Raw genomic sequence first — 14,074 nt, forward strand, 5'->3', positions numbered from 1 at the left:
ATCACGCCACGCATGCGCTAGCGTTTGTGGTCGGCGCGGCGCGACAGCCACTCGCCGGTGAACTGCACGATCGACACCAGCGCGATCAGGATGACGATCACCTCGAACATCACCCGCGTCTCGTAGCGTTCGTAGCCGTAGCGGATCGCCAGATCCCCCAACCCGCCCGCGCCCACGGCGCCCGCCATGGCAGACGCGTTGATCATGGCGATCACGCTGACCGTCATGCCGCCGATGATGCCCGGCAAGGCTTCGGGCAGCAGCACATGGCGCACGATGTGCCACCGGCGGCAGCCCATGGCGCGCGCCGCCTCGACCAGGCCGTGGTCCACGTCGTTCAGGCTGACCTGCGCAATGCGCGCAAAGAACGGAATCAGGTTCGCCGACAGCGGCACGATGGCCGCCCACGTGCCCAGCGTCGTGCCCACCAGGAAGCGCGTGAAGGGCAGCATCGCGACCAGCAGGATGATGAAGGGGATGGCGCGGAAGGTATTCACCGTGACCGACAACGCCTTGTTCAAGCGCGGACGCGGGTACAGACTGCCCGGCGCGGTCACGGTCAGCACCACCGCCAGCGCCAGGCCGGCGCCTATGGCGATGGCCGCCGAAATGCTCACCATCGTCAGCGTCTGCAGAAATGCCTGCAGGTATTTATCAAGCATCGGTAGCGACATAGCCAAGCACCTTGATCTGATCGGCCACCAGCCCGGCGCGCGCGGCCTCTTCCTGTAATGCGCCCGCGGGCACCGACACCAGCAGGCTGCCTTGCGCGTGGCCCCGCAGCCGGTCCAGTCCGCCGTGCAGCAGCGTCGCGCCTGGCCCCATCGCAGCCAGCGCCTGCAGCGACACGCCGTCGGGCCTGCCCTGGCCGGTAAAGCGCAACCGCAGCACCGCAACGCCAGGACGCCCGTGCAGATCGGGCACCAGCCGTGCCGCCAGGTCCGCCGGCAGATCGTGCTGCAACGGCCGCAGCAGCGCGCGCGTGGCATCCGCCTGGGGGTTGCCGAACACGCGCCACACCTCGCCCAGCTCGACCTTGCGGCCGCCATCCAGCACCAGCACGTTGTGGCAGACCTCGCGGATCACGGCCATGTCATGCGTGATCAGCACGACGGTCAGGCCCAGCGTGCGGTTGATGTCCAAAAGGAGCGCCAGGATGGATTGCGTGGTCTCGGGGTCGAGCGCGGACGTCGCCTCGTCGCACAGCAGGATCTCGGGCTCGTGGACCAGCGCGCGCGCAATGCCCACGCGCTGCTTCTGTCCGCCGGACAGCTTTGACGGGTAAACATCGGCCTTGTCCCGCAGGCCCACCATCTCAAGCAGCGCCTCCACCCGTGCCCGCGCGGCAGCCGGCTTCACGCCCGCCACGCGCAGCGGCAGCGCGACGTTTTCGGCCACCGTCTTTGCCGACAGCAGATTGAAGTGCTGGAAGATCATGCCGATGCGGCGGCGCAGGCTCACGAGCGCATCCTCGTCCAGGCTGCCCACGTCCACGCCGTCCACGCACACGCGGCCCGCGCTGGGCCGCTCCAGCATGTTGATCGACCGCAGCAGCGTGGACTTGCCCGCTCCGCTGCGGCCGATGATGCCGAACACCTCGCCGCGCGCAATCGAAAACGACACGTCCGACAGCGCCGCAACCGGGCCCGCTGGGCCTTGGTACTGCTTCTGCAGGCCCTCGAACACGATGTGCGCGTCGCGCGCCGGCGCTTGCGTGGCGCGCATGGCGTCCTGGGGCAGGGAAAGTTCACGTTGCATGATTGCCTAGAAGACCGGGATCACCGACCCTTCGAACTTCGTCAGGATGAACTGGCGCACTGCTTCGGAGTGATACGCCTTGACCAGCTCGGGCACCCACGGCGCGTCCTTGTCCTGCTCGCGCACCACAATGATGTTCACGTAGGGGTTGTTTTCCTTCTTCTCGACCGCGATGCCGTCGCGCGTGGCGATCAGCCCGGCCTGGTACGCAAAGCTGTTGACGATGGCGGCGGTGTCCACGTCCGGCAGCGAGCGCGCCAGCACCACCGATGCGCTTTCCACGAAGTCGAGCTTCTTGGGATTGGACGTCACGTCGGCCAGCGTGGCTGTCCCGGTCGCCGGATCAAAGCCATCTTTCAGCGTGATGAGACCCTGGTCGCGCAGGATGACCAGCGCGCGCGTCTGATTGCTGGGATCGTTGGGAATGCCCACCTTTGCGCCGTCCGGCAAGTCCTTGAGCGACTTGTACTTCTTGCTATAGAACGCGATGGGCGAGATCAACGTGTTGGCCACCGGCACCAGCTTGTAGCCGCGCTGCTTGATCTGGTCGTTCAGGAAGGGAATGTGCTGGAAGGCGTTGGCCTCGAGATCGCCGTTATTCAGCGCCTCGTTCGGGCTGGCGGTGCCGGTGATGACGACGGGCTCGACGGCCAGGCCATTTTTCTTGGCCACCTGCGCCACCACTTCCCAGATCTGCTCGTCAACGCCCCCGCGCACACCCACTTTGAGCGGCTTGGGGTCGGCCGAGAAGGCGGGGCCGTGAAACATGGCGGCGGACGCCAGCACCGCACCCAGCAAGCGCTTGAAGATCGGCGCCCATGCGAAACGCGCGGGCTGCGCGCCGCCGGAAACGGACGCGTCCGCCGCGGCCTCGGCCGCAAAAGTACGAATAGTCATGATGGAATCGCCTCTGAACCCGTGCAGTTATGAGAGGAGACGATTCTAGGGACGGGGCTTGTGCGCGCGAACGACTTGTTCGTTGAGTCGTTATTACGCGGTTGATTCGATATGGCGCGTTGTCATATCGCAGTGCAGGCATGGCGCCCCCGCCATGCGCGGGACCGGCGGTCAGGTGTGCCCGTTCAGAACGGTTTGACCACGACCAGCGTCACGATGGCCGCTGCCGCCAGCACGATGAACGGCGCCTGCAGGTCGATCAGGGGCGGCCGCTTGCCGCTGCCGCCGGCCATGCGCCGCAGCGATGCGCTCTGCATGCCCAGCAAGCCGGACAGGCTGATCGCGAAGGCGACCTTGATCCAGATCCAGTTCATCGCAAACCAGCCGAATGTCATGGCCAGGTGCAGTCCGATCAACCAGGTGATGACCATGGCCGGCGTGGTGACGAACAGCGTCCAGCGGCGCAGGACGTGGAGCATCCGGCGCTCCTTGGGCGCGTCGTCGCCATGCTCGGGCTGCGACGTCAGGAGAAAAAGCGACACGAAGAGCGAGCCCACCAGCCACGTCACGGCGGCCGCCACATGGGCCATTTTCAGGAGTTGGTATGTCATGGGCGGCATTATCGCCGCTCGCGGCCGGCGCGATGCGGCGCGCTGGCCTGCAGTGTTTGCGCTACGGCAAACGCGCCGGCGGTGGATGCGCCGGCGGCAACGGCGTCAATTGCCGGTTTGCGAAGCCGGCGCGGGAGCAGGCGCCCCTTCGGCGGGCGATCCCGCGGCGGCAGGTGCGGCCGCGGGCGATTCTGCGGCGGGCGATCCCGCGGCGGCGGGCTCCCCCGAGGCGGGCGTCTTTGCCGCCGGCGCAGACGTGGCGGGCGCTGTGGCGGGCGCCGGCTTGTCGCCGCCGGCCGCGGCCGGATTCAGCGTGTCGGCCGGCGCATCCGGCGCCACGACCGGATCGGCCGGCGCCTGGGCCGGGGCTGTGGCGGGAGAAGCCGCCGACTTTGACGCCGCTCCCTTCGGCCGCGCGGACGGCTCGCGCGGCGCGGCGGCCGCCTTGGCGTCGGGCAGGTATCGTTCCAACAGCTGGAAGAACCCGTCATAGAACTTGGGGCGCGTCACCGTCTGGCTTGCCGTCTTGACCAGCGAGTCGTCGCTGCCGCCAAACGGCATCGAGACCTGCCCCAGCACACTGACCCCCACGCTGGCCGAGTTGCCGGTGCGCTTGATCGAATAGCGGTCCTGCACGGCATTGGCGAACACAGTCGCGCCTTCGTTCGCGCTGCCGTCGGGCGCGCACTCCACGTTGAAACTGATCTGCGTATGCTGCCCGTCCTCGCCCTCGAAGTTCTTGTGGCCGGTCACGCGTGACGGTTCGTACTTGTCGATGTTGTACCCCTGGCTGAGCAAGGCGCGCCGGCCCGCGTCGCAGGCGGCGCTGCTGGCCGCCGGAACGCTGCGCGAGTAGGTGTCGCTTTGCGCGAAGTCCTCTCGCTCGTAGACGGGCTTGGGGGAAGAACATCCTGCCAGGACGGCGGTCAGGGTGGCGAACAGGGGAAAAACGATACGGCGGGTGGCGCGTGGCATGAGAGGTCCGGCGTGGAGCAACGACGTGCATTATCCGATAAGAAATCCGGCCGTTTATTGGGGACGGAATTGATCGGAGATATGTTGAAACAGGTTCGCATTCCGCCGTTTCCGGGCCAATGGCCGTGTCCCTATATGCGAGGCCGCCTCAGGGAACATCAGGCGTCGTAATTCGTATCGAATTCGATGCGCGGTCCATGGCCAGCATGCAACAGGGTTGCCCCCCCAGCGACAGCGACTACGGCAGCAACGACGACAGCGCCATCAACGCGCGCCGGCGGGCGCCATAGGCTGCTTCTCCACCGCCCCCAGAATTTCCGCCGCCAGACGCACGCGCGCGTCGTTCGGGTAATTGCGGTTGGCCAGAATGACGATGCCGAGCTTGCGCGCGGGCACAAACGCCACGTAGGCCCCGAAGCCGTTGGTGGACCCCGTCTTGTTGATCCAGGTCTGGGCCTGCGGCGCCAGCGGCGGCTGCAGCGCCTGGGCCGGATGGCTCTGGCTGTTCAGCGTGCCGGCGTTGGCCGTCAGCAGCGAATCCAGCGGCACGGGATACGGGAACTGCTCCCACACCATGTCCTGCGTCATTGCGCCCACCTGGTAATAGCCCACGTGGGTGTCCGCAATGGCGCGGCGGATGTCCTTGTCCAGCACGTCCATGTCCATGCTGGCCTCGACGAAGCGCAGCAGGTCGCGCGCGCTGGTTTTCACGCCATAGGCCTCGGCTGCCAGCACGCCTGGATTCACGCGCACCGGCGCGCCCTGCTTGTTGTAGCCCTGCGCGTAGCGCGACGCCTTGGCGGCGGGCACGTCGATGAACGTGCTGGACAGCCCCAGCTTCGGAAAAAGGTCCTTTTCCATCGCCTGGGCAAACGGCTGCTTCAAGCTGACAGCCGCCACGACGCCCAGCATGCCAATGCTGGGATTGGCATACGAGCGATACGTGCCGGGCGCATGCTCCGGCTTCCAGGCCTTCAGGTATTGCATCAATTGCGCGTTGTCGCGCACCTCGTCAGGCACCTGCAACGGAAAACCGCCCGTCGTGTGCGTCGCCAGGTTCAGCAAGGACAGTTTGGCGAATTCAGTGCCGGCCAGCTCGGGCAAAAAACGCGCCGGACTGTCGGTCAACTGCAACAAGCCCTTCGCCTGCGCATACGCGGCAAGCGTCACGGTGAAGGTCTTGCTGATCGAGCCCACTTCAAAGATCGTGTCCCGATTGACGGCGCGCCGCGTCTGCAATGATTCGACGCCATAGGTGTAGAAACGCTGGCGGCCTTGGTGCGTCACGGCTATCACCATGCCCGCGATGTCGTGCTGGCGGATAACCGCGCGGGCCGCCTCGTTCACGACGCTGTCGATGTAGGGCAGCTCGGAGCGTCCCGCGGCGGGCGCTGACACGGCGGCAAAAAGCCCAACGGCAAGGAGGCCGGCGCAAAAGTGTCTACGGGGATGCATGGATAGTCCTGGATGGATGAAGGATGCGCCGCGATGAATTCAACGGCGCCGGGTCATTATTCGCCGCACTCCCAGCGCGGCACCACGTCGAATGGCTTGTCCGCCATGGGCGGCAACAGCGTCAATGCCGCGTTCGCGCACGCTGCATCGATCCACGCCGTCGACCCTTCCACCGGCACCGGCGGCGTCCCGGCCATCAGCCGGTCCAATTCCGCCTGCATGGCCTGAGGCAGACATGCCTTCAGGATTTCGACATTCGCCCTGACGCAGGCCACGGCCTCGGCCGGCGTGAACCCCTCTTCGACCAGATGGCCGATGTCCGCCGCGCTGCGCACCAGCGCATCGAAGACAAATGCCTCGAACGACGCCCACACCACGCGGGCCTCGTCGCTGTCATGCCACACCAGCGCCACGCCCAAACCGCCGTCGGCGGTGGGCGTCAGGCAATAGGCATCGCCCGCGCCAGACTCCGCGAACGGGAGAAAGCGCCTGCCATGCTGATACGCGGGATTGAGCCATTCCTCGGCCGTTTCGCGCGCCTGCCCCGCGTCGATCCATTCCAGGTCGTCCATGCAGGACAGCACGGGCCGGGCGGCGAGCGTGTTGCCCTTCCAATCCGCGCGCCATGCCGCGATGTCGCCATAGCTGGTGTGTCCGGCGTCGATCAGTTGACGCAGCATCGCAGGCAGCGCAATGCCGCAGTCTTCGGCCAGTTCGGCAAGAGCCGTCATTCGTTGATCCTTTCGTTAAAACTCGAGCACATCCAGAAAGCCCTCGGCCTCGTCCGCGTCCCCAAGGACGGCGGTCAGCGCCTGCAAGGCACGCGCCCGGTGCTCGGACTTGATCTCCCAGTCATCGTTGCGCAGATCTTCGTCGGCCTCCAGGCAGACAAGACCCACCGCGGCAGCGGCGGCGGCGAACGTCGGCAGGTCGGGGGCCACCATCCCGGCGTCCCAGGCGCCCGCGCCGTGCCGGGCGTGGAGGATCTGGCCGGTGCCCGTATCCAGGATGAAGGGGTCCGCGTTCTGGTCGGCGATCATCAGCCAGTTGTCCCGCCAATCGTCGACCCGTTTTCCGCTCACGGCATCCCAGCGATAGCCGGCCTGCCGGTCCCACAGCTTATGCAAGGGTGCAAAGCTGATATTGGTTTCGGACAGCGTGATGCCGACCGGTCCCACGTTCTGGTGACGGGTGGCGCCCCACGGGCCCACCTGTTCGTAAAAGTCGGCCAACCCCTGCGGCAGCGCAAGGCTGCCTTGCCACTGTTCGCGCGGCTGCGGGCGCAGTTCGCCAAACCGGGCGAACTGCGCCCGGATGTGTTCGAAGGAATTCATGTGAGTGCGTGTCCTGGCAAGCGCCGGCGGCTTGGAGATAAATCGTGCGGCGCCAAGACCGCATTTTGCTACATTTGAACGCCCGCTTATTGCGTCCACGGACAGACCATGCGCCCACCGTTTGCTGTTTCTGCACGCCCCGCCCCCTCCCCGGGCTTTCTTCGTTTGCGGATACTGACGCCCATGGCCGTCCTGGCCGCGCTTTTTGCCGGCTCGGCCGCCCACGCGCAGCAATGGTTCGAGGTGCCGCCGCGGCCAGATCACCCGAACGTGTCCATTCGGATCGGTGGCCTGCCGGAAACGCGGCAGGCCTCGGGGACCGCCAAGGGGAAGATGGAAATGCGCTACACCGCCGCCCAGACGATCCCGGGCGGGGACAAGCAACGCGCAAGCTATGACCGGGCGGTCACGGACGTGCTGTTCGATTGCCGGCGGGCGCAGGTCGGTTTCCTGCCGTCCACCACCTACTACCTGCGCGACAACCTGGTGGCCGCCATCAAGGACGAGACCTTGGACGAAAGCCAGGTGCAGTTCGTGCGTTTTGCGCCAGGCAGCCCGCAAATGAAGGCTTTGCAGGCCGCCTGCGGCAAGTAGGGGCTACGCCAGCATCAGCGCCCCGCGCGCTTGCGCCGGCGCCGGATCCTGGCCGCGCCGCGCGCTGTCCTCGGCCAGCCGGAACACGCCCACCGCCCGCACCAGCTCGCGCGCCTGATCCTGCATCGACCCCGCGGCGGCCGCAGCTTCCTCGACCAGCGCCGCATTCTGTTGCGTGACTTCGTCCATCTGCGCCACGGCCCGGTTCACCTGATCGATACCGCTGGCCTGTTCGTGGGAGGCCGCGGCGATCTCGCCCATGATGTCCGTGACGTGCTGCACCGCCGTGACCATCTCCTGCATGGTTGCGCCCGCGCTTTCGGCCTGCCGGGCGCCCGAGCCGACCTTGCCGACGGAATCCTCGATCAAGGCCTTTACCTCCCGCGCCGCCTGCGCGCTGCGCTGGGCCAGCGAGCGCACCTCGCCCGCCACGACGGCAAAACCCTTGCCCTGCTCGCCCGCGCGGGCCGCTTCGACCGCCGCGTTCAGCGCCAGGATGTTCGTCTGGAAAGCGATGCCGTCGATCACGGACACAATATCGGAAATCTTGTGCGAACTGGCCGAGATGTCCTGCATGGTGCCCACCACCGCGGACACCGCCGCGCCGCCGCGCAGCGCAATCTCCGATGCGCTGGCCGCAAGCTGGTTGGCCTGGCGCGCGTTGTCGGCGTTCTGCTTCACGGTGGAGGCCAGCTCTTCCATGGACGCCGCGGTTTCCTCCAGCGATGCGGCCTGCTCTTCGGTGCGGCTGGACAGGTCCGTATTGCCAGCGGCGATCTGGCCCGACGCGCTGGAGATGGTCTCCGATCCCTGCCGGATCGCGCGGACCGCGCCCGCAAGCCTGTCCTGCATGTCTTGCAGGGCTTGAAGCAGCCGTCCGGTCTCGTCCCGGGACGCGGCTTCGATACGCTGGCCCAGGTCGCCGCTTGCCACCGTCTCGGCAGCCTTGACCGCCCGGGCGAGCGGACGCGTGATCGAGCGGCTGACCCGCCAGGCCAGCAGGGCCCCCACCGCCAGCGCCAGCGCCGACAGGCCCGCGTTCAGGCGCTCGGCCTCGTCGATGACCGCCTGGCTTGCGGTTCCCGCTTCGTCCATCTCGGCCGCCTGCTGCCGGGAAAGCGCAATGATGTGATCCTGCAGGCTGTCCAGGATGGGCAGCGTCTCCTGCAAGAGCCGCTGGCGGGCGCCCTCGCGGTCGCCGCTTTTGAGCACGGCGCCAACCGACTGGAATGACTTTACGTAACGGCCGCGCGCTTCTTCCAGCGTGCGCAGCCGCGCGGCGGCGTCCGCGGTCTTCATCAACGGCCGCATCGTGGCCAGGGCCCCATCGATGCGCTTGCGGTTGGCCTCGATCTGCTCGAACAGCCGCTGCGTTGCGGCCGGGTCCGGGTTGACGATCAGTTCCAGATTGGCGCGCGCGTTGGCGCGCGTTGTCACGTCGACCACCGATATCGCGTTGGCTTTCGCCCAGGTCTCCTGAGTGATCATGCGGTTGATGCCGCCTATGCGCGTCAACTCGTAGTGCGACAGGCCAGCCAGGGCCAGCAGCAGGGCCAGCACAGCGCCAAAGCCCAGGCTCAGCCGGGCGCCAATGGAGAGATTGCCGAAATGGATGCGAAGCGTCTTCATGAGGGTCTCTTGCAGGGGTGTCGATCTTCAGCCATTGCCATGCAATCAGGTGCAGCGTTAACACACGGAAATTTCATGGAACATCGAACAGGGGGAAAACCCCAGTCTAGGTTTGATGTCACATTTCGCAAGTATTTATCCGTTCAATAATTTGCGATTGAACAAAGACAACGCACTTATGCTGCGCAGCAGCAACGTTATTGACATCAACTTGACGTACTACAGTATTCAGGCGCTTTATATGGCGCACGCAGGCTTTGGGGAGCTTCCGATGAAACCCTTGGAAAACAGCGTGACCGTCTCGCTGGCGACGACGGCCAATGACGCGTTGGTGCAGGCCTTCGCGCGCCTGTTGCCCCAGATGTCCGCAAACGCGGCGGCGCTGTCGAAGGCGGATCTGGACGAGATCATCCACGCGCCGGGCAATCACGTATTCATCGCCAGGATGGCGCCCGATCAGCGCATCGTGGGCACTCTCACCCTTGTGCACTTTCGCGTGCCCACCGGCATCCGCGCGTGGATCGAGGACGTGGTGGTGGACGAACAGGCGCGCGGCTTGAAGGTCGGCATGGCGCTGACGCGTGCGGCCATCGCAAAGAGCCGCGAGTTAAAGGCCCGCACCTTGGACCTGACGTCCAGCCCAGGGCGCATGTCCGCGTACCATCTGTACGAGTCGGCCGGCTTTGCGATGCGCGACACGCGCGTCTACCGGTATCAGGGCTGAACGCCCCGGCGCTATTGATAGCGCTCGCGGTACCCGACGGGCGACATGCCGCAGTACTTGTTGAAGATGTCGCGAAAAGCCTTGGTGTCGTTGTAGCCGACTTCGTACATCACCTCGGCGACGCTCTTGCGCGACGTTTCCAGACGCTGCTTGGCGGCTTCGACGCGCACACGCTGCACGTATTCGACGATGCTGTTGCCCGTGGCCTGGCGGAACCGCCGCTCCAGCGTGCGGCGGCCAAGCGCGTGGCGGCCGGCCAGTTCCTCGACGGTGATCTTCTCGCGGTAGCGACCTTCGATGTATTCCTGCACCGCCCGCACGATGTCGTCCGCGTGCGACTTCTGTCCCATGAAGACGGAAAACGGCAGCTGGCTTTGCCGGCTCCAGTCCAGCTGAAAATACTTGGCGCACCAGATGGCGGTGTCGCGATCCGTGTATTTCTCGATCAGGTGCAGCACGAGATGCGCGGCCGAGAATGCGCCCCCGCTCGTATACACCCCGTTTTCCGCCATGACGACGCGATCGCTGGTCCACTGCACCGTCGGAAAGAGGCTGGCGTAAAGGTTTTGCGCCACCCAATGCACGACCGCCTGCTGTCCGTCCAGGACGCCGCCCGCGGCCAGCAGCGCCGCGCCCATGCACAGGCTGGCCACCTCGCCGCCCTCGCGGTGGTGGCGCGACAGCCATTCGATCAGTTCGCGGTTGGACAGCACCGCGTCCGACACCGATCCCAGCAGCGGCGGCGCGATGCAGATATCGATATCGGTGGCGTCGGCCAGCACCATGTCGGCCTGTACCTTGATGCGTCCATCGTCCAGGCTGACCTCGCGCGTGAGGGCCAGCGTGCGCACATGAAAACGCGGCTCGCGGCCATGCGCGCGCAGATATTCGTTGGCCACCATGAACCCGTGGCGCGCGGTTTCCAGGGACGCAATATTGGCCCCCTTGGGCAGCAGGAACGCGACGTTTTTCATGTTGCCAAGCATACGCCTGCACGCTGACGCAATCCACCCGCAAGATTGTCGCAATCGCCTATCTGAAACCCGCGCGGATCCCGATACAGTCACTCCTGCCGACCCAGAAATCCGGACGGCGGCCGGGACGGATTGCAGACGCCCGGCCAAACCAGAACAACACGGACGTGAGGAGTGATCGATGGACAAGTACATAGATGGTTTCCTGCTGTGCGTACCCAAGGCAAACCTGGAGACCTACAAGAAAATGGCGACGCACGCCGAAGGCATCTGGCGCGAGCACGGCGCGCTGGATTACCGCGAAGGCGTGGCCGACGATATCGACGGGGAAGGGTTCGCGTCCTTCAGCGCGGCAGCCGGCGCGCGCGAGGGCGAGGTCGTCGTCTTCGCCTGGATCCTGTATCCCAGCAAGGAAGCGCGCAACAGCATCAACGCCAAGGTGATGTCCGACCCGCGCCTGGCGGACATGTGCTGCGAGGGCGTATTCGACGTCAAGCGCATGTGCTGGGGCGGTTTCGCCACACTGGTCGGCAACTAGTCAACGCGGCCGCGCACTTTTGCGCCGTCGTTCAACCACCCTGGAGACCCACCATGGCCACCCAAGCAGCCAAGCCCATTCCCGACGGCATGCACACGCTGACGCCGCACATCATCTGCGAAGGCGCGTCCGACGCCCTCGCCTTCTACAAGAAAGCCTTCAATGCCGAGGAACTGATGCGCCTTCCCGGCCCCAACGGCAAGATCATGCATGCGGCCATCCGCATCGGCGATTCGGTGCTCATGCTGATGGATGATTTTCCGGAATGGGGCAGCCTGGGACCGAAGGCGCTCAAGGGCACCCCTGCCGTGCTGCACCTGTACGTGACCGACGCGGATGCCGCGATCGAGCAGGCGGTGGCAGCAGGTGCGCAGGTCACGATGCCTGCCGCCGATATGTTCTGGGGCGACCGCTACGGCCAGGTGGTCGACCCGTTCGGCCACCGCTGGTCCATCGCCACGCACATCCAGGACCTCACGCCCGACGAAATCCTGCAGAACATGGCAAAGATGGGCCCGATGGACGGCTGCGGCGATCCATCGAAGCAGTGATGGCAAGGCAGACGCGGCTCGCGACGGGCCGCGTCCCGCGCCATCAAGGGGCCAGTTGCGGATAAGGCCCCAGGAAGTCCAGCTTGCCGATCGGCACGCCTGCCTGGCGCAGGATGCCGTACGCGGTGGTCACGTGGAAATAGAAGTTGGGCAGCGCGAAGGACAGCAGATATTCATCGCCCTGGAACTCGGGCTTGAAATCGCCGAAGCTCAACGTGATCCGGCGCCCTTCGGCGCCGTCAATCTGCTCGGGCTTCACACTCTGCAGATACGCGATCGTGTCCGCCACGCGCTGCTGCAATTGCTCAAGTGTGCTTTCGGTGTCGGCGAATTTCGGGGCTTCGCCTTGCGACAACCGCTGCGCCGCGAACTTCGAGGCATCGCTTGCGCGCTGCACCTGACCCGACAGCGGATACATATCGGGCGCGAGCCGCGCGTTCACGAGATCGGCAGGGTCGATGCCGGCGGCCTGCGCATGCGCGGCGGCCTTTTCGAGCAGCGCGGCCAGCACGTTCAGGCCGCGAATGAAGACAGGCACGGACGCCTGGTACATGGACAAGGGCATGGCGGAGATTTCCGTAAGGGTGTGAGTATGCATCCGCGATGTTACGCCGCGCCCGCCCCGCAAGCCGCCGGTAGCCGCGACATCACCGTTCCTTGCGCCTGAACAATCCTGCCAGTCCGCAATTGCCCAGCGATCCCGCGCGCTCACTGCGCCCCGGCAATCGCCCCCGTGCGCCGCTGCCCCTGAAAGAACCGCCACACCAGCGCCGAGGCATCCGGGCCACTGCGCGCGTGATAACGGATGGACGGATCGCCCCCGCTCCAGGCATGTTCCAGCCGCGTGATTTCACACAGGCGCAACACGGTCTTGCGGCCCCGCAGCACGTCCACCCGGCGGTAGGCCTTTTCGGTGCCCAGGCCCAGCACGCGTTCGACCGGCAACGCATGCGGATCGGCGGTATTTAACGTGCGGAATTGTTCGAAGAGCTGCTTGGCGTTGCGGGGCGCCACGGCGGGATCGAGCTGGCCATGCAGAATCAGCGCCGGCATCCCCAGTTCGAAGACGGCGGGATCCGAGACCGACTCCAGCAGCGGGGCAAGCGGCTTGATGCTGCCGCGCCGCATGGTGCCCAGGCCGTGGCCCGCGTTGTGCGCGTCGCCCACGACCGGTCCCGAATGCATGGCCACGGCGGCGATCAGGCGCGGATGCCGCAACGCAACCAGCGCCGCCATGCCCGCGCCCGCCGACAGGCCCGCCACATAGATGCGTTCGGGATCGACGCCGTGGCGCGCCACTTCGGATCGGATCAGCGCCGCGATCAGGTCGGCCTCGGCGCCGCCATGGTCGTCGTCGGGCTGAAACCAGCGCCAGCAGCGCTGCACCTGACGCGCCAGCGATTGCTGCGGATACAACACCATGAAGCCGCCGGCATCGGCCCACTGGTTCATGCGCGACCCGCGCGCGAAAGCCACTGAGGTCTGCCGGCAGCCGTGCAGCATCACGACCAGCGGCATTCCCGCGGGCGGGGCGGTGGCCGGGGTGTAGCGCGAAAAGGCCAGCCTGCGACCCGTCTTGTCAGAGAATTGGCGCAAGGCTTCCCAGCGCCCGGCGCCCAGCGGCGCCGTCTCGGCCGCTGCCGCCCTGCCCGCGCCCGCGGCGCCAGCGGGCCGCGCCGTTTTCGCTGCGCGTCCGGTCGTGACGCCGGCAGCCTTCTTGCGGGCCGGGGCCGCGCGCTTGCGGGCGGGTTTTGGTGCCGCCAGGCGCATCGCCGCGCGTTGGAGCCGGGTGATCTTCTTTGCCGCTTTGAAAAACAGACTGCTGAAACTGCGCGCCATTGAGTGGGCCTGTTCGGAAGTTCCTGTTTGCCGCGCCATCCGGAGGAGCCGAGGGCGTCAGCGCCAGACGGCGGTCGCCGCGGCTATGCCGCTTCGCAAGACAGATGCCTGGCGCGTGATGAGAACTTTCCAACCGTGACGCCGAGTGCCGGATTCATGGGTGCTTCTCCTAAGAGTGTCGATCACGGCCGCGCC

At 66.2% G+C, this 14,074-nt stretch carries 16 protein-coding genes; 4 read left to right on the plus strand and 12 right to left on the minus strand.

The window, feature by feature from the left end; all coding sequences use genetic code 11:
- Positions 1 to 17: 17 nt before the first annotated feature.
- The 8 genes from QEP15_RS16210 to QEP15_RS16245 form a co-directional block, all read right to left on the minus strand.
- Complete coding sequence (locus QEP15_RS16210) at positions 18 to 674, minus strand: methionine ABC transporter permease (RefSeq protein WP_056324005.1); 657 nt, start codon at positions 672 to 674, stop codon at positions 18 to 20.
- Complete coding sequence (locus QEP15_RS16215) at positions 655 to 1,758, minus strand: methionine ABC transporter ATP-binding protein (RefSeq protein ID WP_280147729.1); 1,104 nt, start codon at positions 1,756 to 1,758, stop codon at positions 655 to 657. Before QEP15_RS16215 ends, QEP15_RS16210 begins: the two co-directional genes overlap by 20 nt.
- A 6-nt stretch (positions 1,759 to 1,764) precedes the next feature.
- Positions 1,765 to 2,526 (minus strand): MetQ/NlpA family ABC transporter substrate-binding protein, encoded by a 762-nt coding sequence (locus QEP15_RS16220; protein ID WP_062839237.1) that lies wholly within the window; start codon positions 2,524 to 2,526, stop codon positions 1,765 to 1,767.
- A gap of 314 nt (positions 2,527 to 2,840) precedes the next feature.
- A complete protein-coding gene (locus tag QEP15_RS16225) occupies positions 2,841 to 3,266 on the minus strand; it encodes a CopD family protein (protein WP_280147730.1) in 426 nt (141 codons plus the stop codon).
- Between the two features lie 105 nt (positions 3,267 to 3,371).
- On the minus strand, positions 3,372 to 4,241 hold the full coding sequence (locus tag QEP15_RS16230) for a DUF2242 domain-containing protein (protein WP_280147731.1): 870 nt from the start codon (positions 4,239 to 4,241) through the stop codon (positions 3,372 to 3,374).
- 264 nt (positions 4,242 to 4,505) lie between these two features.
- Complete coding sequence (locus tag QEP15_RS16235; RefSeq protein ID WP_280147732.1) at positions 4,506 to 5,696, minus strand: class C beta-lactamase AMZ-1; 1,191 nt, start codon at positions 5,694 to 5,696, stop codon at positions 4,506 to 4,508.
- Between the two features lie 56 nt (positions 5,697 to 5,752).
- Positions 5,753 to 6,427: an SMI1/KNR4 family protein gene (locus QEP15_RS16240; protein WP_217617471.1), complete on the minus strand. Its 675-nt coding sequence runs from the start codon at positions 6,425 to 6,427 to the stop codon at positions 5,753 to 5,755.
- A gap of 15 nt (positions 6,428 to 6,442) precedes the next feature.
- Complete coding sequence (locus tag QEP15_RS16245) at positions 6,443 to 7,030, minus strand: hypothetical protein (protein ID WP_280147733.1); 588 nt, start codon at positions 7,028 to 7,030, stop codon at positions 6,443 to 6,445.
- A gap of 183 nt (positions 7,031 to 7,213) precedes the next feature.
- On the opposite strand from QEP15_RS16245, the gene QEP15_RS16250 reads away from it, so the two are divergent.
- On the plus strand, positions 7,214 to 7,624 hold the full coding sequence (locus QEP15_RS16250; RefSeq protein WP_280147734.1) for a hypothetical protein: 411 nt from the start codon (positions 7,214 to 7,216) through the stop codon (positions 7,622 to 7,624).
- Positions 7,625 to 7,627: 3 nt separating this feature from the next.
- On the opposite strand, the gene QEP15_RS16255 is transcribed toward QEP15_RS16250, so the two are convergent.
- The gene (locus QEP15_RS16255) at positions 7,628 to 9,253 is read right to left on the minus strand and encodes a methyl-accepting chemotaxis protein (RefSeq protein ID WP_280147735.1); all 1,626 of its coding nucleotides are present in this window, start codon (positions 9,251 to 9,253) and stop codon (positions 7,628 to 7,630) included.
- 271 nt (positions 9,254 to 9,524) lie between these two features.
- Between QEP15_RS16255 and QEP15_RS16260 the strand changes: the two genes are divergently transcribed.
- A complete protein-coding gene (locus QEP15_RS16260) occupies positions 9,525 to 9,977 on the plus strand; it encodes a GNAT family N-acetyltransferase (RefSeq protein WP_175155860.1) in 453 nt (150 codons plus the stop codon).
- An 11-nt stretch (positions 9,978 to 9,988) separates the two neighbouring features.
- On the opposite strand, the gene QEP15_RS16265 is transcribed toward QEP15_RS16260, so the two are convergent.
- The gene (locus tag QEP15_RS16265; protein WP_056323970.1) at positions 9,989 to 10,963 is read right to left on the minus strand and encodes a GlxA family transcriptional regulator; all 975 of its coding nucleotides are present in this window, start codon (positions 10,961 to 10,963) and stop codon (positions 9,989 to 9,991) included.
- Between the two features lie 169 nt (positions 10,964 to 11,132).
- Here QEP15_RS16265 and QEP15_RS16270 point away from each other — a divergent pair, with 169 nt between their 5' ends.
- Both QEP15_RS16270 and QEP15_RS16275 read left to right on the plus strand, forming a co-directional pair.
- Complete coding sequence (locus tag QEP15_RS16270) at positions 11,133 to 11,489, plus strand: DUF1428 domain-containing protein (protein ID WP_056323968.1); 357 nt, start codon at positions 11,133 to 11,135, stop codon at positions 11,487 to 11,489.
- Between the two features lie 53 nt (positions 11,490 to 11,542).
- The gene (locus QEP15_RS16275) at positions 11,543 to 12,040 is read left to right on the plus strand and encodes a VOC family protein (RefSeq protein WP_056323966.1); all 498 of its coding nucleotides are present in this window, start codon (positions 11,543 to 11,545) and stop codon (positions 12,038 to 12,040) included.
- A 43-nt stretch (positions 12,041 to 12,083) separates the two neighbouring features.
- Here the strand turns inward: QEP15_RS16275 and QEP15_RS16280 are convergent, their stop codons facing one another.
- Both QEP15_RS16280 and QEP15_RS16285 read right to left on the minus strand, forming a co-directional pair.
- The gene (locus tag QEP15_RS16280; RefSeq protein ID WP_152384898.1) at positions 12,084 to 12,605 is read right to left on the minus strand and encodes a DUF1993 domain-containing protein; all 522 of its coding nucleotides are present in this window, start codon (positions 12,603 to 12,605) and stop codon (positions 12,084 to 12,086) included.
- Between the two features lie 143 nt (positions 12,606 to 12,748).
- A complete protein-coding gene (locus QEP15_RS16285; protein WP_152384899.1) occupies positions 12,749 to 13,879 on the minus strand; it encodes an extracellular catalytic domain type 1 short-chain-length polyhydroxyalkanoate depolymerase in 1,131 nt (376 codons plus the stop codon).
- Positions 13,880 to 14,074 lie beyond the last annotated feature (195 nt).

The organism is Achromobacter mucicolens (assembly GCF_029866465.1).
Classification (GTDB): Bacteria; Pseudomonadota; Gammaproteobacteria; order Burkholderiales; family Burkholderiaceae_B; genus Achromobacter; species Achromobacter mucicolens.

Coding starts and splice junctions, on each gene's coding strand:
- QEP15_RS16210 (WP_056324005.1), bottom strand. CDS start 674: ATGTCGCTACCGATGCTTGATAAATACCTGCAGGCATTTCTGCAGACG.
- QEP15_RS16235 (WP_280147732.1), bottom strand. CDS start 5,696: ATGCATCCCCGTAGACACTTTTGCGCCGGCCTCCTTGCCGTTGGGCTT.
- QEP15_RS16285 (WP_152384899.1), bottom strand. CDS start 13,879: ATGGCGCGCAGTTTCAGCAGTCTGTTTTTCAAAGCGGCAAAGAAGATC.
- QEP15_RS16240 (WP_217617471.1), bottom strand. CDS start 6,427: ATGACGGCTCTTGCCGAACTGGCCGAAGACTGCGGCATTGCGCTGCCT.
- QEP15_RS16225 (WP_280147730.1), bottom strand. CDS start 3,266: ATGACATACCAACTCCTGAAAATGGCCCATGTGGCGGCCGCCGTGACG.
- QEP15_RS16265 (WP_056323970.1), bottom strand. CDS start 10,963: ATGCTTGGCAACATGAAAAACGTCGCGTTCCTGCTGCCCAAGGGGGCC.
- QEP15_RS16275 (WP_056323966.1), top strand. CDS start 11,543: ATGGCCACCCAAGCAGCCAAGCCCATTCCCGACGGCATGCACACGCTG.
- QEP15_RS16215 (WP_280147729.1), bottom strand. CDS start 1,758: ATGCAACGTGAACTTTCCCTGCCCCAGGACGCCATGCGCGCCACGCAA.
- QEP15_RS16270 (WP_056323968.1), top strand. CDS start 11,133: ATGGACAAGTACATAGATGGTTTCCTGCTGTGCGTACCCAAGGCAAAC.
- QEP15_RS16220 (WP_062839237.1), bottom strand. CDS start 2,526: ATGTTTCACGGCCCCGCCTTCTCGGCCGACCCCAAGCCGCTCAAAGTG.
- QEP15_RS16255 (WP_280147735.1), bottom strand. CDS start 9,253: ATGAAGACGCTTCGCATCCATTTCGGCAATCTCTCCATTGGCGCCCGG.
- QEP15_RS16245 (WP_280147733.1), bottom strand. CDS start 7,030: ATGAATTCCTTCGAACACATCCGGGCGCAGTTCGCCCGGTTTGGCGAA.
- QEP15_RS16250 (WP_280147734.1), top strand. CDS start 7,214: ATGGCCGTCCTGGCCGCGCTTTTTGCCGGCTCGGCCGCCCACGCGCAG.
- QEP15_RS16280 (WP_152384898.1), bottom strand. CDS start 12,605: ATGCCCTTGTCCATGTACCAGGCGTCCGTGCCTGTCTTCATTCGCGGC.
- QEP15_RS16230 (WP_280147731.1), bottom strand. CDS start 4,241: ATGCCACGCGCCACCCGCCGTATCGTTTTTCCCCTGTTCGCCACCCTG.
- QEP15_RS16260 (WP_175155860.1), top strand. CDS start 9,525: ATGAAACCCTTGGAAAACAGCGTGACCGTCTCGCTGGCGACGACGGCC.